Origin of the sequence: Labrys sp. WJW (genome assembly GCF_001676615.1) — a bacterium.
Lineage (GTDB): Bacteria > Pseudomonadota > Alphaproteobacteria > Rhizobiales > Labraceae > Labrys > Labrys sedimenti.
On record NZ_LYXZ01000020.1, the window covers coordinates 17,339 to 38,902 of the forward strand.

General features: G+C 64.0%; 22 protein-coding genes. 8 read left to right on the top strand and 14 right to left on the bottom strand.

The annotated features are described in order from the left end of the window. Positions 1 to 2: 2 nt before the first annotated feature. The 3 genes from BA190_RS13695 to BA190_RS37215 all read right to left on the bottom strand — a co-directional run bounded on the left by BA190_RS13695 (position 3) and on the right by BA190_RS37215 (position 2,678). The gene (locus tag BA190_RS13695) at positions 3 to 890 is read right to left on the bottom strand and encodes a DMT family transporter (protein ID WP_068287872.1); all 888 of its coding nucleotides are present in this window, start codon (positions 888 to 890) and stop codon (positions 3 to 5) included. A gap of 556 nt (positions 891 to 1,446) precedes the next feature. Then, a complete protein-coding gene (locus BA190_RS13700) occupies positions 1,447 to 1,974 on the bottom strand; it encodes an SRPBCC family protein (RefSeq protein WP_068287874.1) in 528 nt (175 codons plus the stop codon). A 110-nt stretch (positions 1,975 to 2,084) separates the two neighbouring features. Next, the gene (locus BA190_RS37215; protein ID WP_371260319.1) at positions 2,085 to 2,678 is read right to left on the bottom strand and encodes an ArsR/SmtB family transcription factor; all 594 of its coding nucleotides are present in this window, start codon (positions 2,676 to 2,678) and stop codon (positions 2,085 to 2,087) included. Between BA190_RS37215 and BA190_RS13710 the strand changes: the two genes are divergently transcribed. Further along, positions 2,677 to 3,654 (top strand): L-carnitine dehydrogenase, encoded by a 978-nt coding sequence (locus BA190_RS13710; RefSeq protein ID WP_068287878.1) that lies wholly within the window; start codon positions 2,677 to 2,679, stop codon positions 3,652 to 3,654. The two genes, BA190_RS37215 and BA190_RS13710, sit on opposite strands and share 2 nt — an antisense overlap. A 94-nt stretch (positions 3,655 to 3,748) precedes the next feature. Continuing rightward, complete coding sequence (locus tag BA190_RS13715) at positions 3,749 to 4,213, top strand: thioesterase family protein (RefSeq protein WP_068287885.1); 465 nt, start codon at positions 3,749 to 3,751, stop codon at positions 4,211 to 4,213. Between the two features lie 173 nt (positions 4,214 to 4,386). Here BA190_RS13715 and BA190_RS13720 read toward each other — a convergent pair whose 3' ends face one another. From BA190_RS13720 to BA190_RS13750, 7 genes are all read right to left on the bottom strand, one after another. Continuing rightward, positions 4,387 to 5,427 (bottom strand): DUF3445 domain-containing protein, encoded by a 1,041-nt coding sequence (locus BA190_RS13720; RefSeq protein ID WP_068287888.1) that lies wholly within the window; start codon positions 5,425 to 5,427, stop codon positions 4,387 to 4,389. A 128-nt stretch (positions 5,428 to 5,555) separates the two neighbouring features. Continuing rightward, a complete protein-coding gene (locus BA190_RS13725) occupies positions 5,556 to 6,521 on the bottom strand; it encodes a PDR/VanB family oxidoreductase (RefSeq protein WP_068287891.1) in 966 nt (321 codons plus the stop codon). Then, a complete protein-coding gene (locus BA190_RS13730; RefSeq protein WP_068287892.1) occupies positions 6,518 to 7,123 on the bottom strand; it encodes a dimethylamine monooxygenase subunit DmmA family protein in 606 nt (201 codons plus the stop codon). The genes BA190_RS13725 and BA190_RS13730 overlap by 4 nt, the downstream gene beginning before the upstream one ends. A gap of 97 nt (positions 7,124 to 7,220) precedes the next feature. After that, positions 7,221 to 8,348, bottom strand: a complete 1,128-nt coding sequence (locus tag BA190_RS13735) for an aminomethyltransferase family protein (RefSeq protein ID WP_068288288.1) — start codon at positions 8,346 to 8,348, stop codon at positions 7,221 to 7,223. A 165-nt stretch (positions 8,349 to 8,513) separates the two neighbouring features. Next, complete coding sequence (locus BA190_RS13740) at positions 8,514 to 10,787, bottom strand: DUF1989 domain-containing protein (protein WP_068287895.1); 2,274 nt, start codon at positions 10,785 to 10,787, stop codon at positions 8,514 to 8,516. Between the two features lie 65 nt (positions 10,788 to 10,852). Continuing rightward, positions 10,853 to 11,389 (bottom strand): flavin reductase family protein, encoded by a 537-nt coding sequence (locus BA190_RS13745; protein WP_082979720.1) that lies wholly within the window; start codon positions 11,387 to 11,389, stop codon positions 10,853 to 10,855. 161 nt (positions 11,390 to 11,550) lie between these two features. After that, complete coding sequence (locus BA190_RS13750; protein WP_068288294.1) at positions 11,551 to 12,963, bottom strand: acyl-CoA dehydrogenase family protein; 1,413 nt, start codon at positions 12,961 to 12,963, stop codon at positions 11,551 to 11,553. Between the two features lie 352 nt (positions 12,964 to 13,315). On the opposite strand from BA190_RS13750, the gene BA190_RS13755 reads away from it, so the two are divergent. Then, positions 13,316 to 15,028: an APC family permease gene (locus BA190_RS13755; protein ID WP_068287898.1), complete on the top strand. Its 1,713-nt coding sequence runs from the start codon at positions 13,316 to 13,318 to the stop codon at positions 15,026 to 15,028. Between the two features lie 61 nt (positions 15,029 to 15,089). On the opposite strand, the gene BA190_RS13760 is transcribed toward BA190_RS13755, so the two are convergent. Beyond that, a complete protein-coding gene (locus tag BA190_RS13760; RefSeq protein WP_371260320.1) occupies positions 15,090 to 15,722 on the bottom strand; it encodes a TetR/AcrR family transcriptional regulator in 633 nt (210 codons plus the stop codon). Between the two features lie 66 nt (positions 15,723 to 15,788). Here BA190_RS13760 and BA190_RS13765 point away from each other — a divergent pair, with 66 nt between their 5' ends. Next, positions 15,789 to 16,955, top strand: a complete 1,167-nt coding sequence (locus BA190_RS13765) for a serine hydrolase (RefSeq protein ID WP_068287901.1) — start codon at positions 15,789 to 15,791, stop codon at positions 16,953 to 16,955. Here the strand turns inward: BA190_RS13765 and gcvA are convergent. Next, entirely contained in the window at positions 16,937 to 17,851 is a 915-nt protein-coding gene (gene gcvA, locus BA190_RS13770; RefSeq protein WP_068288300.1) for a transcriptional regulator GcvA, read from the bottom strand. The two genes, BA190_RS13765 and gcvA, sit on opposite strands and share 19 nt — an antisense overlap. A 124-nt stretch (positions 17,852 to 17,975) precedes the next feature. Here gcvA and BA190_RS13775 point away from each other — a divergent pair, with 124 nt between their 5' ends. Together BA190_RS13775 and BA190_RS13780 are read left to right on the top strand one after the other, a co-directional pair. Continuing rightward, a complete protein-coding gene (locus BA190_RS13775) occupies positions 17,976 to 18,584 on the top strand; it encodes a LysE family translocator (RefSeq protein ID WP_068287903.1) in 609 nt (202 codons plus the stop codon). A 137-nt stretch (positions 18,585 to 18,721) separates the two neighbouring features. After that, the gene (locus BA190_RS13780; RefSeq protein ID WP_068287905.1) at positions 18,722 to 18,955 is read left to right on the top strand and encodes a tautomerase family protein; all 234 of its coding nucleotides are present in this window, start codon (positions 18,722 to 18,724) and stop codon (positions 18,953 to 18,955) included. An 18-nt stretch (positions 18,956 to 18,973) separates the two neighbouring features. Here the strand turns inward: BA190_RS13780 and BA190_RS13785 are convergent, their stop codons facing one another. Further along, positions 18,974 to 20,407 (bottom strand): DEAD/DEAH box helicase family protein, encoded by a 1,434-nt coding sequence (locus BA190_RS13785; RefSeq protein WP_068287910.1) that lies wholly within the window; start codon positions 20,405 to 20,407, stop codon positions 18,974 to 18,976. Then, positions 20,404 to 20,646: a DUF3297 family protein gene (locus BA190_RS13790; protein ID WP_068287914.1), complete on the bottom strand. Its 243-nt coding sequence runs from the start codon at positions 20,644 to 20,646 to the stop codon at positions 20,404 to 20,406. The genes BA190_RS13785 and BA190_RS13790 overlap by 4 nt, the downstream gene beginning before the upstream one ends. Positions 20,647 to 20,897: 251 nt before the next feature. Between BA190_RS13790 and BA190_RS13795 the strand changes: the two genes are divergently transcribed. Both BA190_RS13795 and BA190_RS36580 read left to right on the top strand, forming a co-directional pair. Further along, positions 20,898 to 21,095: a hypothetical protein gene (locus BA190_RS13795; RefSeq protein ID WP_068287917.1), complete on the top strand. Its 198-nt coding sequence runs from the start codon at positions 20,898 to 20,900 to the stop codon at positions 21,093 to 21,095. Between the two features lie 243 nt (positions 21,096 to 21,338). After that, on the top strand, positions 21,339 to 21,515 hold the full coding sequence (locus BA190_RS36580) for a hypothetical protein (RefSeq protein WP_202908468.1): 177 nt from the start codon (positions 21,339 to 21,341) through the stop codon (positions 21,513 to 21,515). Positions 21,516 to 21,564: the final 49 nt, after the last annotated feature.

A 21,564-nucleotide genomic window follows, 5' to 3' on the forward strand; every position in this document is an offset into this window, starting at 1 on the left:
GCTCAGGACGATCTCAGGCGCCAGCCCCCGAGAATGTGCCAGATCACAGCCGACAGCACGATGGCGCCGCCGATGATCGCGGCCATACCCGGATCCTCGGCGAAGATCAGATAGACCCACAGCGGTGCCAGCACCACGTCGAGCGTGGAGATCAGCCCGGATTCTGCGGCGGGGATCCGGCGGGCGCCGGCCAGGAACATGAAGAAGGCCAGGGGGATCGAGGTGAAGGCGAACAGCGTGAGCACCACCCAGTCCTGCGCCGTGGCCGCCGCGGGCGAGGCGAAGGGCAGGCCCACCAGCGCCGTGAACAGGCAGCAGAACAGATTGACCGGCAGCATTTCCAGCCCAGGCCGGGCTCGCGCGACCACGGCCACGATGGCAAAGGAGCCGGCCATGCCGAGTGCCATCGCGTCGCCGAAGAGGTGGCCGGATCCGAAGGAGCCGCCCACCATCACGACCACGCCGACCAGCGCACCGGCGGAGGCGATCAGCGTGCGCCGGGAGACCCTCTCGCGCATGATCAGCCAGGCAAGGCCCGCCGCCAGGAAGGGCGTGGTGGCATAGATCACCGATACGTTGGCGATGGTGGTGTGATAGAGCGCACCGACGAAGAACAACATCGACAGCGAGGCGCAGGCCGCGATGACGATGCCGAACCAGCCGATCGAGCGGATGGCGGCCAGGCTGTCGGTTCGATGCACATAGACGAGACCGACCGCCATGTAGATCGCGCCGATCGCCGCGCGCAGCGACACGGTCGTCCAGGCGTCCACCGTGAGCATGCGGGCGAAGATGCCGCTGATGCTCCAGGCGATGGCGGAGGCGACGACGAGAAAAACACCGAGCCGATGAACGGAACGGGCGTCGGGCGAGGCGGTGATGGCGGACATCGGAAAACCGGGGGTGGGAGGACGCAACTCACATGATTTTCAGCGGCACTCCCAACGGGCCGATGAAGGTGTGATCCGCTGCAATCTCCTTGTTTCCGATGCTTCGTTCAAGGGAGGAAAGCTATCTTGAACGACAAGAAAAGCTTGATGACACAGACGGCGGCTGCGCTATTTCTGCGCTATCCCGGCATCCTTCGCTTGCTGTCCGCGAAAGCGTGACATTGACAACTTCCCCTATCCGATAGAGCGACCTCTCTCACTCATATCAGGGAACATAAAGGCTGCCCCGTCATTGCTTCGCTTCGCTCGCAATGACGGAGCTGGTGCGTCAAACTTTATGCAAGTTGGTATCAGATGTTATCCCGGATGCGGTGCAGATCCGGGACCGTTCTCCGAATGGAGCGTGTGTTTCATCTTATGGCCCGCATCAGATCTTCGGGGTGGTGCTGAGATTATTCGCAAGAGAACGTTTTCACAGGGCGGTTCCGTGTCTGCGACGCAGGACTTCGCGTCGCGCACGGAATGACCCTCGGGTCTTCGCGAGATCACTTGTGGTTCAGCCGGCGCTCATCTTGCTTTCGTAGTCGGCCTCGAGCCGCGTATGCAGGCCCCAGAAGCTCGGCGGTGCGTGTCCTCCGAGGCGGGCCGCGAGGATGTCGAGATGGGTGTGCCAGCCGGCGGCGACGCTGACCAGTTCGTCGCGGGTGAGCAGGCGGCTATGGGTGATGGTGATATGGGTGCGACCGAGCTCCGGCTTGAGGTCGATGCGCACCTGCGAGCCGTCCCCCCAGGCATATTCGATCAGGGTCGGCGGTTCGCAGGCAATCACACGCCCGTGCATTTCGACTGTGCCGTTCAGATGCACATATTTGGGCGGCGGCGGGTCGTCGGGCGACGACAGGTCGCCATTGCGGAAGACATGGTTGACCCGTCCGCCGGGCTGCAAGTCCATCTCCCCGCCGGCCAGCCATTGCTGGCGCTTCTCGGCTTCGGTCAGGAAGGCCCAGACGCGTTCGATCTGTCCGGAAAGAACGCGTTCGATGCGCACGGTCTCGGTATCGATGATCACGCCGTAGTCGGACATGGTTCAACTCCCTGGAGTAAAGCGCTTTCATGAGCGCTTGTTTTCTCTGATGCTTGTTTTCCAGCCAATCCAACGGGATTGGCTGGAGCGTCTTTGCGACTGCTTCAGGCTCAGCTCCCTTGAGGGTTGGCGATCGCATCCGCGATCAGCAAGGCATCAAGCGTGTCGAGCCGCTGATTCCAGAGTTTTTCGTAGAAACGCATCCATTCCAGGCCGGCATGCAGAGGCCGCGGATTCAGCCGGCAGGTATGGGTGCGTCCTTCGACACGGCGTTCCACCAGGCCGGCCCTCTCCAGCACCTTGATATGCTTGGAGGCAGCGGCCAGCGAGATGGCGAAGGGATGGGCGAGTTCGCCCACCTTGCGGGGCTCGGCGGCGAGGCTGCGCAGCATGGCCCGCCTGGTCGGATCGGCCAGGGCATGAAAGACGGCGTCGAGCGGATCTTGATATTCAACCATGTGGTTGAATATCTGCCTTTGCCCGTTAATTGTCAACCAAATGGTTGACGACAGCATCGGACCCGATCTCGAAATGGGGTTCGATGCCGTCGGTTTGGTCGTCGCACCGTCTTCCGAAAACCGGCGTCCACTTTGTGGGTAATGCTCGATATTTCCGTCGCGTTCGGCACCTGGGATGTCGCGCCATGCAAAGGCGTTTCCGGCAAGGCCTTGTCTATTCGCCACCAGCAAGAGGGAGAATTCCATGGCCGCAGCAGCCAAGACGTCCGCAATCAAGACATTTGCAATCGTCGGAACCGGGGTCATCGGTGCCGGCTGGGCGGCCCGGGCGCTCGCGCACGGCCTCGACGTCGTCGCCTACGATCCGGCTCCGGGCGCCGAGGAGAAGCTGCGTGCGGCCATCGACAATGCCTGGCCGGCCCTTGAGAAGCAGGGCTTGGCCGCCGGTGCCGATCGCAAGCGCCTGAGCTTCGCCAACTCGGTGGCCGAGGCCGCAGGCCAAGCCGATTTCATCCAGGAAAACGCCCCCGAGCGCGAGGAACTCAAGCAGGACTTGCTGGCGCAGATCGATGCCGCCGCCAAGCCGGGCGCCATCATCGGCTCCTCCACCTCGGGCCTGCTGCCGAGCCGGCTGCAGGCCAAGATGGCCGATCCGACCCGTCTGGTGGTGGGCCATCCCTTCAATCCGGTCTATCTCCTGCCCCTGGTGGAAGTGCTCGGCGGCGAGAAGACGTCGGCCGAGACGGTCGAGGCCGCCAAGGCGTTTTATGCCTCGATCGGCATGCGCCCGTTGCATGTCAAGGTGGAGATCGAAGGCTTCATCGCCGACCGGCTGATGGAGGCGCTCTGGCGCGAGGCACTCTGGCTGGTCAATGACGGGGTCGCCACCACCGAGGAGGTCGACGCAGCCGTGGTGTATGGCTGCGGCCTGCGCTGGTCGCTGATGGGCACCTTCCTCACCTTCCATCTCGCCGGTGGCGAGGGCGGCATGCGCCACATGCTGCACCAGTTCGGCCCGGCCCTGAAGCTGCCCTGGACCAAGCTGGTGGCGCCCGAACTGACGGAGGAGTTGATCGACCGCGTCGCCGATGGCTGCGAGCACCAGGCCGCCGGTCGTTCGATCAAGGCACTCGAGCGCCGCCGCGACGACTTCCTCATTGAGGTGATGGCACTGGCGAAGAAGTACTGGCCGGAGGCCGAGGGGCTCGAAGGGAGGATCTGATTCCCGGATGCGCGGACGTCTCGTCCGCTCCTGGAATCGGAAAGCTAGTTAGCAGGGAAGAGCGGACGAGACGTCCGCGCGCCCGGAGACAGTCATGCATCTTCTCGACGAAACCGTCCGCCCGGAATGGATCGACTATAACGGCCACCTCTATGACGGCTATTACGCGGTGATCTTCGCCAAGGCCGTGGACGAGTTCCTCCCCCGCGTCGGCCTCACGCCGGCGGTGCGCGAGACGACGCGCCACACCATCTACACGATGGAAACCCATGTCCGCTTCCTGTGGGAGGTCAAGCTCGGCACGCCCGTCTCGGTGACCTGCCAGGTGCTGGACCTCGACGCCAAACGCGTCCGCATCTTCCTGAGCATGTACGACAAGGTGCGCAACCTCGTGGTGGCGACCTCTGAGCAACTCCTGATGTCGATCGACCAGACCGAGCAGCCGCACGCGGCGCCCTGGCTGCCGCAGAGCATGGCAGTGCTGGAGGGCCTGCTGAAAGAGCATGCCACCCTGCCGATGCCGAAGGATGCCGGCCGCAGCATCGGCATCAAGCGGTAGAAAAACCCGCGATAAGGTATCGCGACTTATTTGTATGTCGCGATGTCCTTCCTTCTCGTTTTCCAGGTGTGGTGTTTCCAAGAGCGGACGAGACGTCCGCGCACCCGGAAAGATGTCATCTCCCGGGTGCACGGGCATCTTGCCCGTACTTCCTATCCCACAAGCAAGACGCCTCAATCCGGCCAACCGCCCGGGCTGGTTTCGGCGCCGTCGTCATATTTCGACAGCCACTCCACCGCCGTGTCGCGGAAGCGGGTGAGGCCCTTATAGTCGACCAGCTCGGGCGGCAGGGTCTTCAGGATGCGCGGCAGGCGCCGGCCCCATTTGGGCACGGTCACCAGTTCCTCCAGCTTGATCAGGTAGCAGCGGATCGGGAAGACGATGGCGTTGGAGCGCGGCAGGCGGAAGAAGGTCTGCAGTTCGACGCGCAGATGCAGCTTGTTGCCGATGTTGTCCAGCGTCAGCGTGGTGCGGTCCTTGCCCCATTTGTGATAGTTCTCGGGCGAGGTATCGAGCCGCGGATTGACCGTCATCGTCCAGTTAAGCCGCCGCGTGGGCGAGCCCTGGCGCAGGTTCAGCATGAATTTGAGCGCGCGCTCGAACACGCCGAGCTGGTGGGCCAGCGGCACCGGGCCGTGCCATTCCATGAAGTTCATGCCGATGTCGAAATCGAGCGACCAGTCCGCCTGGGTGGTGACGATGCCGGCATCCATCCACAGATTGCCGTCGCGCTGGTCGAGCAGGCAGAAATCGCCCTGGGCCTGGCGGGTGATGTACTCCATCGGGCCATAGGGCAGGGTGGCGACGTCACCGAAGGTGAAGCGGTCGTCGATCCCTAGGGGACGGTTGATCCAGTGCCACTGGTCGCCGTTCCGCTCGAGCGTGAAATGCTCGGGATAGGAGGTCGACATGCTCTCCATCAGGAGTTCGAGCAGGTCCCAGCCCGCCAGCGTCATGTGGGGCAGGGACTGGCAGCGCAGCGGGTCTTCCTTGAGGACCTGCGCCCGGTCGGCCATCTCCGAGACATAGTGCTCGTCGACGTCGATGGGGTGCTCGAACACCGAGCCCTTCGGGCCGGCCGTATGCGGTTCGATATTGACCGCATACATGTAGTTGTCCTTGTCGAAGGGGAAGGGAAAACGGCGGATTCCCGTTTCCGAATTGCGGAAGGTGAAGTCGTCGCGGAAGGTTTCCTGGCGGAATTGGATGCCCATGGTGAAGCTCCTGATCGTCGCAAAAAGTCGAACTCATCCGTCATTGCGAGCGCAGCGAAGCAATCCGGTTTTGTGTTGGGGGCACCGCCGGCCCCTGGATTGCTTCGCTGCGCTCGCAATGACGAGCATTACAGATCCAGCACCAGTTCCTTGCCCTCGAAGCGCGAGACGCAGGGCATGACCTTGGTGCCGGAAGCCTTGTCGGCGTCCGAGAGGTAGTGGTCGTTGTGCATGAGCGTGCCGTCGCAGGCGAGCACCCGCGTCTCGCACTGGCCACAGGCCCCGCCCCGGCACAGATAGGGCGCGTCGACGCCGGCCGCCTCGATCGCCTCCAGCATGCTCTGGTGCGGGCCGACCTGGGCCTTCTTGCCCGACTGGGCCAGGGTGATCTCGTAGGGCTTGCCGGAAGCCGGCGCGAGGAACTGCTCGTTGTGCAGGTTCTGCTCCGGCCAGCCTTCATTGCGGGCGGTGTTGAGAACCCACTTGATCATGCCGCCGGGCCCGCAGACATAGAGATGCGTGCCGAGGGGCTGGCGGGCGAGCAGGTCCACCAGGGGGATCGCTTCGCTCTTGGCGTCGCGATAGATGTGGATCCGGCGGCCATAGCGCTCGGCCAGATGGGCGAGATAGGCGCCGTGCTCGTCCGAGCGCACGGCGTAATGCAGCTCGAAGGGGCGGTCCTCGTCGGAAAGCTGGGCCATCATCGCCATGAAGGGGGTGATGCCGATGCCGCCGGCAAAGAGCAGGTGCTTCTTGGCGCGCTGGTCCGGCGGGAACAAATTGACGGGATGGCTGATGCGGATGATGTCACCGGGCCGCACCCTGCCATGCAGGAACAGCGAGCCGCCACGGCCATTGTCATCGCGCCTGACGCTGATGGTGTAGCAGGCGGTGTCGCCCGGCCGGCTCATCAGCGAATAGGGATTGCGCCGGAGTGTGGCGCCGTCTTCCATCTCCACCACCACATGGGCGCCGCCCGAGAAATTGGGCAGGGGCGAGCCGTCGACGGGCTTGAAATGGAAGCGCTTGATCTCGGGCGTGACCTGATGGATCTCGCTGACGCGCACCTCGATCTTGGGCGTCTTGTCACTCATGGAAAGGCCTCCTCGGTCGGCGGAACGACACCGGGCTCTTCGGCGTCGATGCACACGCCCTGGAATGCGGCTATGCGGCGCGAATAATGGTCACGCACCAGCAGAGTCAGGCCGCAATGGGCACATTTGACCGGCTGCGTGCGCACGTGCTCGGTGATGCCCTTGCAATGCACGCATTGCACCCGGCGTTCTTCCGAGCCGCGATGCTCGGTCTGGATGGAAAGATGGTCGACGCCGGCCTCGATCGCAAGCTTCATCGCCTGGCCGATCAGGCCCTCGGTGCCGGCCAGATAGATCTGGGTGCCCATATGGGCGGTCGCCAGCGTCTGGGCCAGGCGCGGCAGGGCGGCGGCGATGCTCGGGCCCTCATAGAACATGTCGGGGCCGAGTGCCCTGAGCGCCTCGCCCAAATTCTTGGCAGCGGCTCCGCCGGGCACATAGATGATATGGGCCCTGTCGAGGAAGGCGGCCTCGGCCGTCTTGGCCGCGTCGAGGATCGCCTGCGCACCCTCGGCATCCGCCACGAACAGGTGCCGCTTGGCGCCGGGGCGGATGGCAAGCGTGCCATAGACAGGACGGCTCTTGATGCCGGATACGAGCATGGTTCTATCGAAACTCCAGCGCGAACGGAAACAGACGCAGCCAGGATCTGGCTATCACGTATGAGGGGCCCTCTCCCGTGGGAGAGGGCCAGGCACCTTACAGCGCCGTACGCTTCTTTTTCTCCGGATCGTCGAAGGTGATGGTGTGGGCGATGGCCGAGCACTGCACATTCTTGCCCTTGACCTCGAGCTTGGTGCCCTGCTTGGCGACGTCGACGGCCATGCGGGCGATTGCCATGGAGCGGTTGGTCAGGCGCGAATACATGCCGCAGGTGACCACGCCCACCTTCTTGCCGCCGGCCCAGAGCTCGTCGCCGGCATCGAGGATCTTGTCGGTGTCGGCGAGGACGCCGAAGATCTTGAAGCGCTCCTTGCCCTTGAGGCGGTAATGCTCCTCCGCGCCGCGGAAACCGGTCTTGCCCGGCGAGACGGTGAAGGTGAGGCCGAGTTCCCACAGCGTGTCGCCGGGGCCTTCGTTCTCGAAGGGATACATCTGCGAATTGTCATAGGGGTAGAACAGCAGATAGCTCTCGACCCGGAGCCAGTCGAGCGCGGTGAAGGAGGCGGGCACGATGCCCATGCGCTTGCCTTCCTTCAGGATGGTGTCCCAGATCTCCACCGCGTCTTCCGACTTGCAGAAGATCTCGTAGCCACGCTCGCCGGTATAGCCGGTGCGCGAGATCATCACCGGCTTGCCGAACAAGGTGGTCTGCATGTGGTGGAAATATTTGAGGTCCTTGATGCCGGGCACGTGCTTTGAAAGGTATTTCACCGCCAGGGGGCCCTGCAGCGACAGGTCCTGCAGATCGTCGTCGAAGATGACGGCGACGTTCTTGCCGGCGGCGTCGCGTGCCATGTCCTCGAAGCCGGTGCCCGAGCCATAGACCGTCATCCAGCTGTTGGGGCCGGTGCGGTAGAGGATGCAGTCGTCGGTGAACTTGCCGGCGTCGTTGAGCACGCAGGCATAGGCCGACTTGCCGGGCACGATCTTGCGCACGTCGCGCGTGGTCAGGCGCTGCAGCACCTGGTGCGAATGCGGGCCGACCAGATGGGACTTGCGCAGGCCCGACACGTCCATCAGCGCCGCCTTGGTGCGGATCGCCTCGTGCTCGTCGGCAAGGTCGGACTTGGTATAGGTCCAGGCCGTCTCCATCCCGTTCCAGTCTTCCAGGGTGGAGCCGAGGGCTCGGTGGCGGGCTGCGAGCGGCGAACGCCGCCAGGACATGACACTCATGGATGTTCCCTTCTTTGGTTTGTCATCCCGTGCGCGTCGCAGCATGAAATGATGCGATGCAGACACGGGACCGTCTGATTTTGTGGTGCCTTCTTGTCTTCGCGGTCCCGGATCTTCGTCGCGTCACGTTGTGCCGCTCCTCGTCCGGGATGACCGTTACATCCTCACCCTCGTCTTGTCGGGGTCGTAATGGGCAAAGCGCACGACCTTGGCCTTGAGGCGCTTCTGGTGGCCGTCGAGCTTGCCGATTTCGAGTTCGGTGCCGATCTCGGCCGAGCCGATGTCGACGCGGGCGAGGGCGATGTTCTTGTCGAGGATCGGCGAGCGCATGCCTGAAGTGACCACGCCGATGCGGGCGCGCCCGGCATAGACATGGTCGCCGTGATGGGCGGTCTCGCGTCCCTCGATCTCCAGGCCGACGAGCCTACGCTGCGGCTCGGCCTTGCGCTTGACCAGGGCCTCCTTGCCGACGAAGTCACCCTTCTTGGAGACCAGCGGCACGGTGAAGGCGATGCCGGCCTCGAACGGATCGGTCTCGTCGGAGAACTCGTAATGGGCGAAGATCAGCCCGGCCTCGATCCGCAGCATGTCGAGCGCTTCGAGCCCCATGGGCACGACGCCGAGCGGCTTGCCGGCCTTGAAGACGGCGTCCCACACCGCCTCGCCATCGCGGGGATGGCAGAAGATCTCGTAGCCGAGCTCGCCGGTATAACCGGTGCGCGAGACCACGACGGCCGGGCCCTGGGCATGGCCGAGGCGGCCGACGGTGGAGCGGAACACGCCGATCTCGTTGGCAGCCGGCTGGGCCGGCGGCGTCCAGATGATCTTGGCGATGAGGTCGCGGCTTTTGGGGCCCTGCACGGCGAGATTGTGCAACTGGTCGGTCGACGAGCGGATCCAGACCTTGAAGCCCTTCTCCTCGGCGAGCTGGCGCAGGTGCACGCCGACATAGGGATCGCCGCAGACGAGGCGGAACTGCTGTGGTCCCAAGCGGAAGACGGTGCCGTCGTCCAGCATGCCGCCATGCGGGTAGCAGATGGCGGTGTAGACGACCTGGCCGACCGAAAGCTTGGTGATGTCGCGCGTCACGGCGTAGTCGAGCAGTGCCTCGGCATCGGGGCCGAGCACCTCGAATTTGCGCAGGGCGGAGAGGTCGATCACCGCCACCTTTTCGCGGCAGGCCCAATATTCGGCCACTGCGCCGTCGGCAAGGAAGGAGTTGGCGAGCCAATAGCCGCGATATTCGACCATGCGGCGCGAAAGGGGAGCGACCTTCGAATGGAACGCCGTCTCCTTGGTGAAGACCGGAGGGGAATCGGGTGTCATGCGCGTAGCGATCGCCTTGGGGAATTCGTGATGTGCGTCATAGACGCGGACCTGGATGTCTGTGGGGTTCCAGCCATTGGCCGGGTCGATGTCGTCGGCGCAGGAGGAGGCGGCGCAGGTGAGGTCGATCAGGGCGCGCATGAGCACATAGTCGCCGGGGCGCGACCAGGGCTCGTCGGCGCTGATGGTGCCGTCATGGTTGACCTGCGTGTTGAAGAAGAAGTTGATCGCCGGCCAGCCGGGGCGGGGGGCGATGCCGTCCTGCGCCAGCACCCTGTTGAAGTTCTCCGAGCAGGAATCATGGCCCGGATAGCCCATGTCGTCGTAATATTTCATGGTGCAGGCGAGGCCGAAGGTGTCGTGCCGCCCGCAGGTATCCTGCACCACCTCCACCGTGGCGCGCATGCGCTGGTCGAAGAATTTCGAGAACAGGCCGGGACCCGGATAGGCGCGGCCCATCAGGGTGCGGGTGGCGGTGGCGTCGAGGCCGCATTCGATGCCCTGCTTGAGCAGTTCTGAGTCGAAAGCCAGGAAATCCGAGCACTGGCGCCCGTCAATGTCCATGATCTGGATATATTGGCCGGCCTTGACCTCGAAACGCTCGGCGGTGGCGGCCTTGACGCGGAAATCCTGGACGGGCGCCGCGAGCGGGGGCGCCGGCTGGCTCTGCGGAGCGCGGTTCACGCTTTCATCGCTGCGGGCGATCTCCAGGTGGAAGTCGGTGGCGGGCACCACTGCATCGGCAGTCGAATCGCCAGCCGGCACGATCAACACGAAGGTCATGTCGCGATCGGCCGACAGCGAAAGGGCCTCGCCTGCCGGGCCATCGGGTCCCGAAATCAGGATGCCGCTGGCGCTGGCAAGATCATGGCCCGCGAGCTGGTGATGGGTGGCGGCGGCATTCTCATTGGCGGCGATCAGGCCCGCCAGCGCATCGCGCGGGGCGGCAGGATGGCCCGATGGCAGGCTCTCCTGCGCCGCGAAGGCATAGAGCAGGGCGTTCTGGCCGCCCTCCAGATCGGTCAGGCGCAGACGATCGCCCTTGCCGAGGGCGAAGACCTGGCTCGATCCGCCGGCGACGCGAAGCATTTCGGCTTCAGGCATGGCAAACCACTCCTACAGGCAAGCGAACGGGCAGGACGAGCCCGGATGATTGGTGATATGCAGTGCTACTCGGCTTCCTCTCCCAGCACCCGGTAGCGGCCGCCGAAGAAGAGCAGCGGCTCGCCCTCGACATTGTGCTCCATGTCGACCACCCGGCCGACGATGATGCGATGGTCGCCGCCCTCGTACTGGGCATGGTGCAGGCAGTCGAAGGCCGCCATGGTGTCCGGCAGGATCGGCGCTCCGAAGCGCCCGGCCGTATAGGCCACATCCGCCCATTTGTCCTGGCTCTGCCGCGCAAAGCGGGCCGAAAGGGCGCGTTGTTCCTTGCGCAAGACGTTCACGCAGAACCCTGGGGCTTCCAGGAAGGCCGACAGGCTGCGTGCCTTGTTGGCGATGGAGAACAATACCAGCGGCGGATCGAGCGAGACCGAGGAAAAGGAATTGGCGGTGATGCCGATCAGCCCGGCGGTCGGATGGGCGGCGGTCACCACGGTGACGCCGGTGGCAAACAGTCCGAGCGCCCCGCGAAAGCGCAGGGGATCGATGGATTCCGGGACGATATCCGCTTTCGCCGGCTTTGTTGCAGAACCCTGGACCATCTTGCCTCATACCCTTACCGACGTCGGTGCTTGCGCTCCGACACCGGTATACCCCGGATTCGTTCGAATCCGGGAGGCGGCCGGAAACCATTGCCGCCTCGTCGGGGCGGAAACCGAAATGGACCGCATTTCCTGCCGGGGATTGCGTTTCCAGCCGCATCTTACGCCGTCTTCCGAATGGCAGGGGGATTGATTTCCGCCAGAAGCCGCTCGGCCAGAGCGCGCTTGGCGTCCACATCCATCTTCTTGATCTCGTTGTTGAGAACGCGCTCGTTGATCGAGGTGTTCCAATAGTCGACTGCCTCGAAGCCCAGCAGCGAGGTCTTGCCCACGAACTGGCGCAGCACCTCGTTGGTGGGACCCATCACCCAGCCAGCCTTGGCGTCGCGCAGATAGCGCTCGATCTGCAGCTCGGGCTTGTAGCCGGTGCCGCCGCAGGCATGCAGCATCTTGTCCGAGACGGCGGCGACGTTCTTGGCGGCAGCGAATTTCAGCTGCCAGAGCCAGTGCAGCAGGCCTGCGCGTGGCAGGAAGGAAACATCGTTCTTGTGGATCGACCAGTCATTGTTGCCGGTGGCGTCGTCGAGCGCCTTGGCGATGAGGAAATCCATCGAGCGCACCACATTGGTGTCGATGATCGCTTCGCCGACGTAATCCTGGATGGTGGCGTAGTCGGCCACCCGCATGCCGACATCCTTGTGGGTCTTCTTGGTGGTGTGCGCCTTGGCGATGTCGATCATGCCCATGGCGATGCCGCTCCAGCAGGCCGAGGAGCACAGCAGGAAGAAGGGGTCGACGATCTCGTCATTGGAGCGGGCGCCGTCTCCGACCGGGCCGACCAGGCGGTTGCGCGGTACCACCTTGTTGACTTCCAGAGGGCCGGACTGGTTGCCGCGCAGGCCAAGGCCGTTCCAGCTGCCGGGATCGCTGGTGATCTCGTCGCCGAGGATGAGGAAACAGGAGAGGTCGGCGTAGTTGCCGTTGAAGTTGGGAGAGGTCGTCTGCACGATATACCAGTCGGCAAAGCCGCCCGAGGTGGTCCAGGACGCCTTCTTGCGGACGTGCCAGCCTTCCTTGGTTTCCTCGACGCCCGAGGAGATCGGATACCAGAAATGCGATCCGGTCTCCGGATCGGAATAGGACAGGGTGCCGATCAGGCAGTCCTTGTCGAGACGGCGCAGGATGTCCTTCAGGGCTGCATTGTCGTGATGGCGCAGCAGGGCCGCTGCAACGGCCCCGGTATGCATGGTGTAGCACATGGCCGTGGAGGCACAGCCATAGCGGGCGATCGTCTCTACCACCATGGCGACGCAGATGTGATTCTCGCCCTGGCCGCCGAGCTCCTTGGGCACGATCAGGCCGAGAAAGCCGTGATCGGCCAGGATCTGGAAATTCTTGCGCGGATAGGCGCGGTTCCTGTCGCTCTCGACGGCGTTGGCACGCATCTCCGTCTGGCACAGCTCGATGAGCTTGGCTTGCAACGCCTTCTGGCGGTCGGTCAGCATCCATTGCGGATCCCACTCGAAACCGAGGCCCCAGAACGGCTCATTCCCCCACATCTTGCGTGACGACATACGGGCATCCTTCGAATGGTTCGTCCCGCGCATTTTGCTTGCGCGGTGACGTCTGAAGTTTCCAGAGAAGAAACAAGTTTGTCCAGCAGGAAATTTTATCAGCCCGAATTCTTTTTGCTCGGTGGCGGTTGGAGGCCTCCAATCAGATTGCTGTCGTGCTCAAAAAATAGGCAGAAATTCCGTTATTTCCCGGGGAATCGCAGAAAACTAAGGGTTGACGCTTCCTCAGAGTGTGTCAATCTTCACTCGCAGTAAAAAAGAGAGACGGTGGGTGAAGACGAGAGCCGTCGTGGAACTCTCGCAGCCAGCACCGCCCCAGCATCCAGTGCAGTCGATCAGACCGGGGAACACAATGACGGCGACAACTGACGCAAATACGAGCGCAGGGGGCGAGAGCCAACTGCTGCGCCATATCGATTGGCGAGGAGCCTTCTGGGTGGCAAGCGGCGTGCCGCCGCTCGTGCTGTTCTCGATCGGCGGCATTGCCGGCACCACCGGCACGCCGGCCTTCCTGATCTGGACGGCCTCCATGATCATGGGCTTCATCCAGTCCTTCACCTATGCCGAGATCGCCGGCCTGTTTCCCAACAAGTCGGGCGGCTCCTCCGTCTATGGCGCCACGGCCTGGCTGCGTTACTCCAAATTCATCGCGCCCCTGTCGGTATGGTGCAACTGGTTCGCCTGGTCACCCGTGCTGTCGCTCGGCTGCTCCATTGCCGCCGGCTACATTCTCAATGCCCTCTTTCCGATTCCCGTCTTCACGGACAGTTCACCCGAAGTCCTGGCCTATATCGCCGCCCATGCTGGCACGGCCCCGGCTGACGCCATCACGGCGGTGACAGCGGCGGCGACACCGGCGATCCGGACCTGGACGCTGTTCAGCCACACCTTCCCGCTCTTCGGCTTCTCGCTCAATTCGGTCTTCTTCATCGGCGCCGCGCTGATGCTCCTGACCTTCGCGATCCAGCATCGCGGCATCCTTGGCACGGCCAACACCCAGAAGATCATCGGCCTGATCGTCATCATCCCGATGCTGATCGTCGGCATCGTGCCGATCATCACCGGCCAGATCAACTGGGCGAACTATTCCCCGCTGGTACCGCTCGCCACCGCCTACGCGCCGGCGCCGGGAAGCTGGAACGTCGCGGGCTGGACCCTGGTGCTCGGCGGCATGTTCATCGCGGCCTGGTCGACCTATGGCTTCGAGACCGCGGTCTGCTACACCAGCGAATTCAAGGATCCAGGCCGGGATACCTTCAAGGCCATCTTCTATTCCGGCCTTTTGTGCATGCTGCTCTTCATCCTGGTGCCCTTCACCTTCCAGGGCGTGCTCGGATTGAACGGCATGCTGGCGACTCCCATCGTGGACGGTTCGGGCGTGGCGGCGGCGATGGCCGATATGGTGCATGGCGGCGCCATCATCAGCCAATTGCTGGTCATGCTGATGATCCTGGCGCTGATCCTGGCCATCATGACCGCGATGGCCGGTTCCTCCCGTACGCTCTACCAGGGCTCGGTGGATGGCTGGCTGCCCAAATATCTGAGCCATGTGAACTCGCACGGCGCCCCGACGCGGGCGATGTGGACCGACCTCATCTTCAACCTCATGCTGCTCGCCATCGCTGCGGCCGATGCCACCAGCTTCTTCTTCATCCTGGCCGTGTCGAATTGCGGCTACATCATCTTCAACTTCCTCAACCTCAATGCCGGCTGGATCCACCGGATGGACAACGGCCACATCAACAGGCCCTGGAAGGCGCCGACCTTCGTCATCGCGATCGGTGCCATCTTCGCCTATGTGAACGCCATGTTCATGGGCGCAGGTGCGAAGGTCTGGAACCCATTGGCATTGTGGGCGGGCCTGTGCACGGCCGCCCTCATCATCCCGGTGTTCTGCTATCGGCATTACATTCAGGATGGCGGCAAGTTCCCCGAGCACATGCTCGACGATCTCGGCCTCAGATCCGTCGACCTCCAGCAGAAGAAGGCGGGCATCCTGCCCTACCTTACCCTCGTGGCCGGCTTGGCCGTGGTGCTGCTGGCGAACTGGTACTTCGTCCTCTGACAAGGCCATACGGCCTTGACGACGAACGGGGCGCTTCGGCGCCCCGTTTTGTTTGAGCCGATCAGGCTCGATAGCGTTCGAGCTGCGCGATGCCGAGCCGCGCGATGCCTGCGAGTTCTTCGCCGCTGGCGCCGTCCTGCGCCTGCACCGACATGCCCTGCACCAGGGCGCCGAGGAAGCGGGCGAGAGCGGCCGTATCGGTGTCCGGCTTGAGGTTGCCCTCCTTGACGGCGCGCTCCAGGCGTTCGCGAAACAGGGCAAGAGCGCCCAGACGTAGCGAAGAGACATGCTCGGCCACCGGCCTGTTTTCGCTGGCGCAGCGCAGCACGGCGGTGGAGATCATGCAGCCTCGAGGGTGTTCCTTGCGGGCATATTGGTCGGCCCAGGTGAGCAATACGCGCTCGAAGGCCCGGACTACATCCACCTCCTGTGCCAATATCTGCGGTCCGAAAGCACCGACATGGCCGCGATACCAGATCAGGGCCTCCCCATGCAGTTCGGCCTTGGAGCCGAAGGCGGCATAAAGGCTCTGCGGCGTGATGCCCATCGCCTCGGTGAGATCGGTGATCGACGCCCCCTCATAGCCGAGGGCCCAGAAGGTATGAGCGGCGGCGGCAAGCGCTTCTTCGCGATCAAAGCTGCGGGGACGCCCGCGGGGGCGTTTTTCAGCTTCGTTATTTTTCACAATGCTCACTCTAGAAATATCCGAAGGCTTGCTGTATTCAGGAATGATCACTGTGATAATAGTGGATGTCCGCTCATGAGTCTTCGGCCAAATGTCGCAGCCCTTTCCGTCGATCCGTTCCTCGACCGCCTGGATGGCGTGATCGACCGCGCACTGGCCGAAAAGCGCATCGTCGGTACGGTCGTGCTCGTCGCCAGAGACGGCGATCGTGTCTATGAGCGCGCAGCCGGCCTGGCGGATCGCGAGGCCAGGCGGGGGATGGCGGCAGATACCATTTTCCTGCTCGCCTCGATCACCAAGCCCTTCGTCACGGTGGCGGCCCTGCGCCTGGTCGAGCAGGGCGTGATCGGCCTCGACGATCCCGTGTCGCGCTGGCTGCCTGGTTTCCGCCCCCGCATGGCCGACGGGATCGAGCCGGTGATTCGCCTGCGGCATCTCATGAGCCACAGTGCCGGCCTAAGCTATGGCTTCCTCGAGCCGCAGGGCACGCCCTATCACCAGCTCGGCGTCTCCGACGGGCTCGACCATCATCCCGGCCTGACGCTGTCGGAGAATTTACGGCGTCTGGCTTTGGCGCCGCTCGCCTTCGAGCCCGGTGCCGCCTGGCGCTATTCGCTGGGCATGGACGTGATCGGTGCCGTGCTGGAGCAGGCGAGCGGGGAGAGCCTGCCGTCCCTGGTGCGCCGCCTGGTCACGCAGCCACTCGGCCTTGCCGATACCGGCTTCGCGGTGACGGACAGGTCCCGCCTGGCGATAGCCTATGCCGACGGCGACCCCGAGCCGCGATTGATCGAGGACGGCATGGACGTGCCGCTCTGGGATCAGGCGGTGCGCTTCGCGCCGAGCCGGATCTTCGATCCTGAGGCCTATCCGTCGGGGGGAGCCGGCATGGCGGGGACGGCCGGCGAGGTTCTCGCCCTCCTGGAGGCGATCCGGCGGGACGGCGCTCCGCTGCTTCAGGCCGAGACGGTGCGCATGATGATGACGGACCAGATCGGCAGCGAAGCGCAGGGGCCGGGCTGGCGCTTCGGGCTCGGTTGGGCGGTGCTCGACGATCCCGGCCTGGCCTTGTCGCCCCAGACCAAGGGCACGATCCGCTGGGGTGGCGCCTATGGCCACAACTGGTTCATCGACAAGGAGAGTGGGCTCAGCGTCGTCGTCCTGACCAATACGGCCTTTGAAGGCATGTCCGGCGCGTTCTCGCTGGATGTCCGCGACGCGATCTATGGCACTGCGCCCTGAGCCATGAGAGCGGCTGCGGTCGCCTTGGCCTCCGCGAGCAGCCAGGTGCGGAAGCGGCCCACGTCCGGCCGTCCGGCGACGGTGCGGGGATAGACCAGCCAGTAGCTGTAGTCGTTCGGCAGGATAAGATCGACCGGGCGCACCAGGCGGCCTTCCCGCAAGGCGTGTTCGGCCAGGAACAGCTTGCCGAGCGCCATGCCCTGTCCCTCGGCGGCCGCCTGCAGCAGATGGCCGTGGTCGTCGAAGGCATGGCCCGCCGCAAGGGCGGCTTCGGGCTGGCCGGCATGACGGAACCAGCGCGACCAGGCATCCTTGGGCGTGTCGTGCAGCAGATGGCTGGCAAGCAGGTCCGACGGCGAGCAGGGAGAAGGCAGCCCTGCTGCGATCGCCGGACTGCAGACAGGGCTGAGCATCTCCTGGGCGATCAGGTCGGCCTTGAGCCCAGGCCAGCGGCCGAGGCCCGAGCGAATGCCGAGATCGAAGCGGTCCTCTGTGAAGGCGGAGGTTTCGGGTGAACTCGTCAGCTTCAGCTCGATATCGGGATGCAGGGCGCGAAAACGCCCGAGACGGGGCACCAGCCAGCAGGCAGCGAAGGAGGGCAGCACCGTGATGCGCAGGGGACCGTCGCGGCGGCCGCGCACCGCCTCGGTTACCGTCGCCAGGCGATCGAGCACCTCGCCAACTTCGGCAAGATAGGTACGTCCGGCCCCGGTCAGCCGCAAGGCATGGCCCGCGCGTTCGAACAGCCGGACACCCAGCCAGGTCTCGAGCTGCCGCACCTGATGGCTGATCGCCGTCTGGGTCACGCATAATTCGTCGGCGGCCCGGGTGAAGCTGAGGTGCCGGGCACCCGCCTCGAAGGCGCGGACGGCCACCAGCGGTGGAAGGCGACGCATGCTCGATGAATCCAATTCATGAAGGGGCTGAAAATAGATCGTTTTGTCCAGCCCGGAAAGTGGTGTTTCCATCGCTCCGCCGCTTCGGCTGTTGCCCGGCGCGGCGTGTTGAAATGAGATCGTCATGCTTGTCTGGAATGTCTGGATTCTCTTCGTTGGCTATGCCGTGCCGCTGGTCGTCAGCCCAGGCCCGGGCAACACCGTGCTGACCGCTATGGGGGCCCAATATGGCGTGCGCGGTTCCGTGCGCTTCTGGGTGGGGTTCGAGATCGGCAATCTGGCGCTCTGCCTGATCTATGGCTTCGGTCTCGGCGAGGTCGTTCGTGCCCATCCCAGTTTCGCATTCGGGCTGAAATTGGTGGGAATAGTCTATCTGCTCTATCTGGCCTGGAGCTTCTTCCGGTCGGCGAGCCATGCCGCCCGTCCGGAGCAAAAGCGCCAGCCGCATCTCGGCCTGGTCGACGGCATCCTCTCCGTCGCCGTCAATCCCAAGATCCATTCGATGGTGCTGGCGATGTTCACACAGTTCCTGGATCCCGCCGCCGGTGTCACCGGCATCGTCGTCCAGCTCACGGCCGGCTTCGTGGTGATCTCCGTGCTTTGTCACTTTCTCTGGATCTATGCCGGAGCCAGTCTGCTCGGACGTTTCCGCTCCGAACGCGCCCAGCGGGCCCAGGGCTGGACGTTCGGCACCTGCATGCTGCTGGTCGCGGCCTTTACGGCGATCAATTGAGGTGGTGCGACGCAGCTATTCTCCGCAACCTCGGGAGGATGCATCATAAGCGGCTCTGGCCTAGCTGGCCCAACCGGTCTATGAGCGCTGCCGGAAGTGTGCCTGTATTCGCCGGGCACCGGAAAGCGGAGACAGACATGCCCCACCTCATCGTGAAGATGCTGCCCGGCAGGACCGAGGAGCAGAAGCGCAAGCTCGCCGATGCCCTGACCCAGGCGGTGATCGAGACCTTGAACAGCCAGGACAAGTCGATCTCGGTGTCGATCGAAGACATTGCGGAGAGTGAGTGGACGCAGAAGGTCTACATCCCCGACATCCAGGACAAGCCGGATCTGGTCTACAAGAAGCCCGGCTACGACCCGTTCGCCTGACGGCGGACATATCGGCGCTCAACGCGCTTCGGCGGCTTCTTCGATCACCCCGGCGATGGCGTCGAGCATGGCGGTGTCGTCGCCGGCCATGCCGTCCATGTCGGCCATGCGGCCGATCACCGTGGCAGCGATGTTTTCCTCCACCGTGTCCTCGGCATAGGCGTAGTAGATCACGGCGCGCTGGCCGTCGCGATGGCAGCGCCCCTCGATCTGCTGGAGCTGGATGGCGCTGTGGCGCATGTCGTGCACCACCAGCGAGCGCTCGCGTTCTCCGCCCGGCATTTCGCCGCGATGGAGGGAGATCGCCTCGGTGACGGTGAACACCACGGCATCGAGTTCGCCGCGCTGGAAGGCGAGCCTGACAGCCTCGTTTCGCTCGCCGCTCTGGGTGCCGTTGATGGCATCGACGCGCCAGCCATGGCCCTGCAGTTTCTCGACCAGGAGGGCGCTGGTCTCCAGGAAGGCCACGGATATGGCCACCTGCTGGCCATTGTCCATCAGGTCGTCGGCGAAATCCGCGGTGCCGGCGATGCGCAGGAGGCTGCCTTTCTGGCGAAAGCGCAGATCGGCGGCCCAGCCCGCCGCCCGCCGGGTCGAGCCGCCTGCCAAGCCGAGTTCCCGGCGGAATTCACGCCAGGTCGCCTCATAGAGGCGCCGGTTCTCGGCATCGAGCGCAGTCGGGGTTACCTCACGCTGCACTTCGGGCCAACCCGCGATCTCCTCGGGTCGGCGACGCAGGCCGATGGCATCCTCTCCCTTGTAGAGCAGGGAGGACATGGTGCGGCGGTCGTCCTCGTTCGGCTCCCAGGACCAGTTCTTCCAGCGCCCCTTGGCGCGCCCGATCCCGAGCCGCTTCATCAGGGCCCGGAAGCCGTCGAGGTCGGCGCCGAGGCCCTCGCCCTTCCGCCTGTCGCCCTCTTGCACGAGCAGGCGGGCGAGATAGGAAAGTTCATGCGGCGCCTGCCCGGCGGTGGCGCTCATATAGAGGGTGAAATCGGCCGCCGCCGCCATCTGGCGGCAAACCAGCCCCTGCTGCGAATTGGGATTGCGGATGCGATGCGCTTCGTCGATCACCACCAGCGGCCAGGTGCGTTTCGGCGTGCCGAGCTTGGCGAGCTCGTTGTTCTTGGCCCGGGTCGAGCGCTTGGTGCTGGTAGCGGGCGGCGCCATCAGCGTCTTCGTGCGCTCGAAATTCATCACGGTGACCGCCTTGGCAGGCAGGCCTGCCTGCGCCATGGTCAGGCGCCATTGCGGGATGGCGCCCTTCGGGCAGATCACCAGGATCTCCTCCTCGGGCATGGCGCTCAGCGCCAGCCAGGCCGACAGCGTCTTGCCGAGGCCGGTCAGGTCACCCAGCAGGAAGCCCGGCCGCCCGGCGCGGCGGGCGGCGAGGATGGCCTCGCTCGCCTCGATCTGGTGCGGGCGGGGAACGAGGTGGGGTGTCGGGCTCACGCCTCGTCGCGGAAATAGGGCTCGACCGTGCCCTTGAGCTTGATGGTCAGGGGATTGCCGCGCCGATCCTTGGCATTGCCGGCGGCGACCCGGATCCAGCCCTCGCTGACGCAATATTCCTCGACATTGGTCTTCTCGGCTCCGTTGAAGCGGATGCCGACGCCGCGCTCCATCAGCGCCTGGTCGAAAAAGGGGCTGTCGGGATTGGCGGCGAGGCGGTCGGGCGGGCTATCGGTCATCACGTCTCTCTCATGAAGATGTCAGACGCCGGATTAGCGCCCCAGGGCCGGAATGCCAACGCCTGATGTGAATTTTATGCCATCGGGCGTGCCTTTCGCCGCAAGGACGTCCAGAGCGTTTTGCGATTTGGTGGAATCACCAAGAATCGCAAAGACGCGTCGAATTATAGAGCTAGAGCAAAGCAGCGTTTCCGTCTAAAGGCGCTTTGCTCTAAGGAAAAGCCTGATCTAACGAAACAAGGAGTGGCGCGATGGATGATCGGCCCATGAAGAAGGCCCGTATGCTCGCCGAGATCGCCAGCATCCAGAAGCAGGCCAAGGTCCTGGCGGTGCAGAAGAACCGCGGCGCCCATTACGAGCGCCTGGCCCGCGAGGCGGAAGAGCGCGTCGCCAAGCTGCGGGAATCGATCGCGGCCATCGAGGCGGAGCTCGCCGCCGCCAAGCAGTGAGGCCAATGCCATTGTCGTGGCAGCCTGCCGCAAAGCGCGGCACGACCTGCCTGCGAAGATGTCAATTGGATTGCCGATTTGTGTCAGGAATGCAATATTGCATACGTGTTAAGCGAATTGGTTAAGAACTCGCCATAATTGGCCCACTAGCCATGCGAGCTATGCAATTCGGCATTGCGACGATGTATGTTGCACCGCAACATGAGAAGGTGGATACTCCCTGGCAACAAAGGAGTAGTCATCATGATCTTCGCAAGCATCATTGCTTATTTTAAGGACCGCATGGCCAAGCAGGCCGAGTTTCTGCGCCTGCTCGATGAGATCAACAGCCTGTCCGACCGCGATCTTCGTGATCTGCGCGCCGACCGCATGGAAATGATCCGTCACGCTCGCCAGCAGGTCTACGGTGTGGCTGCCTGAACCCCGCCAGCCGTCATCTGACGAATTTCGAACGCGCCGCCTTCTTCCC

What these genes read in the sequence shown, in the direction of transcription:
- BA190_RS36580 (WP_202908468.1), top strand. Translation starts at nt 21,339, where the DNA reads ATGATCTTCGCAAGCATCATTGCTTATTTTAAGGACCGCATGGCCAAG.
- BA190_RS13725 (WP_068287891.1), bottom strand. Translation starts at nt 6,521, where the DNA reads ATGAGTGACAAGACGCCCAAGATCGAGGTGCGCGTCAGCGAGATCCAT.
- BA190_RS13790 (WP_068287914.1), bottom strand. Translation starts at nt 20,646, where the DNA reads ATGACCGATAGCCCGCCCGACCGCCTCGCCGCCAATCCCGACAGCCCC.
- BA190_RS13750 (WP_068288294.1), bottom strand. Translation starts at nt 12,963, where the DNA reads ATGTCGTCACGCAAGATGTGGGGGAATGAGCCGTTCTGGGGCCTCGGT.
- BA190_RS13780 (WP_068287905.1), top strand. Translation starts at nt 18,722, where the DNA reads ATGCCCCACCTCATCGTGAAGATGCTGCCCGGCAGGACCGAGGAGCAG.
- BA190_RS13745 (WP_082979720.1), bottom strand. Translation starts at nt 11,389, where the DNA reads ATGGTCCAGGGTTCTGCAACAAAGCCGGCGAAAGCGGATATCGTCCCG.
- BA190_RS13715 (WP_068287885.1), top strand. Translation starts at nt 3,749, where the DNA reads ATGCATCTTCTCGACGAAACCGTCCGCCCGGAATGGATCGACTATAAC.
- BA190_RS13775 (WP_068287903.1), top strand. Translation starts at nt 17,976, where the DNA reads ATGCTTGTCTGGAATGTCTGGATTCTCTTCGTTGGCTATGCCGTGCCG.
- BA190_RS13720 (WP_068287888.1), bottom strand. Translation starts at nt 5,427, where the DNA reads ATGGGCATCCAATTCCGCCAGGAAACCTTCCGCGACGACTTCACCTTC.
- BA190_RS37215 (WP_371260319.1), bottom strand. Translation starts at nt 2,678, where the DNA reads ATGGAATTCTCCCTCTTGCTGGTGGCGAATAGACAAGGCCTTGCCGGA.
- BA190_RS13795 (WP_068287917.1), top strand. Translation starts at nt 20,898, where the DNA reads ATGGATGATCGGCCCATGAAGAAGGCCCGTATGCTCGCCGAGATCGCC.
- gcvA (WP_068288300.1), bottom strand. Translation starts at nt 17,851, where the DNA reads ATGCGTCGCCTTCCACCGCTGGTGGCCGTCCGCGCCTTCGAGGCGGGT.
- BA190_RS13755 (WP_068287898.1), top strand. Translation starts at nt 13,316, where the DNA reads ATGACGGCGACAACTGACGCAAATACGAGCGCAGGGGGCGAGAGCCAA.
- BA190_RS13735 (WP_068288288.1), bottom strand. Translation starts at nt 8,348, where the DNA reads ATGTCCTGGCGGCGTTCGCCGCTCGCAGCCCGCCACCGAGCCCTCGGC.
- BA190_RS13765 (WP_068287901.1), top strand. Translation starts at nt 15,789, where the DNA reads ATGAGTCTTCGGCCAAATGTCGCAGCCCTTTCCGTCGATCCGTTCCTC.
- BA190_RS13740 (WP_068287895.1), bottom strand. Translation starts at nt 10,787, where the DNA reads ATGCCTGAAGCCGAAATGCTTCGCGTCGCCGGCGGATCGAGCCAGGTC.
- BA190_RS13700 (WP_068287874.1), bottom strand. Translation starts at nt 1,974, where the DNA reads ATGTCCGACTACGGCGTGATCATCGATACCGAGACCGTGCGCATCGAA.
- BA190_RS13710 (WP_068287878.1), top strand. Translation starts at nt 2,677, where the DNA reads ATGGCCGCAGCAGCCAAGACGTCCGCAATCAAGACATTTGCAATCGTC.
- BA190_RS13695 (WP_068287872.1), bottom strand. Translation starts at nt 890, where the DNA reads ATGTCCGCCATCACCGCCTCGCCCGACGCCCGTTCCGTTCATCGGCTC.
- BA190_RS13730 (WP_068287892.1), bottom strand. Translation starts at nt 7,123, where the DNA reads ATGCTCGTATCCGGCATCAAGAGCCGTCCTGTCTATGGCACGCTTGCC.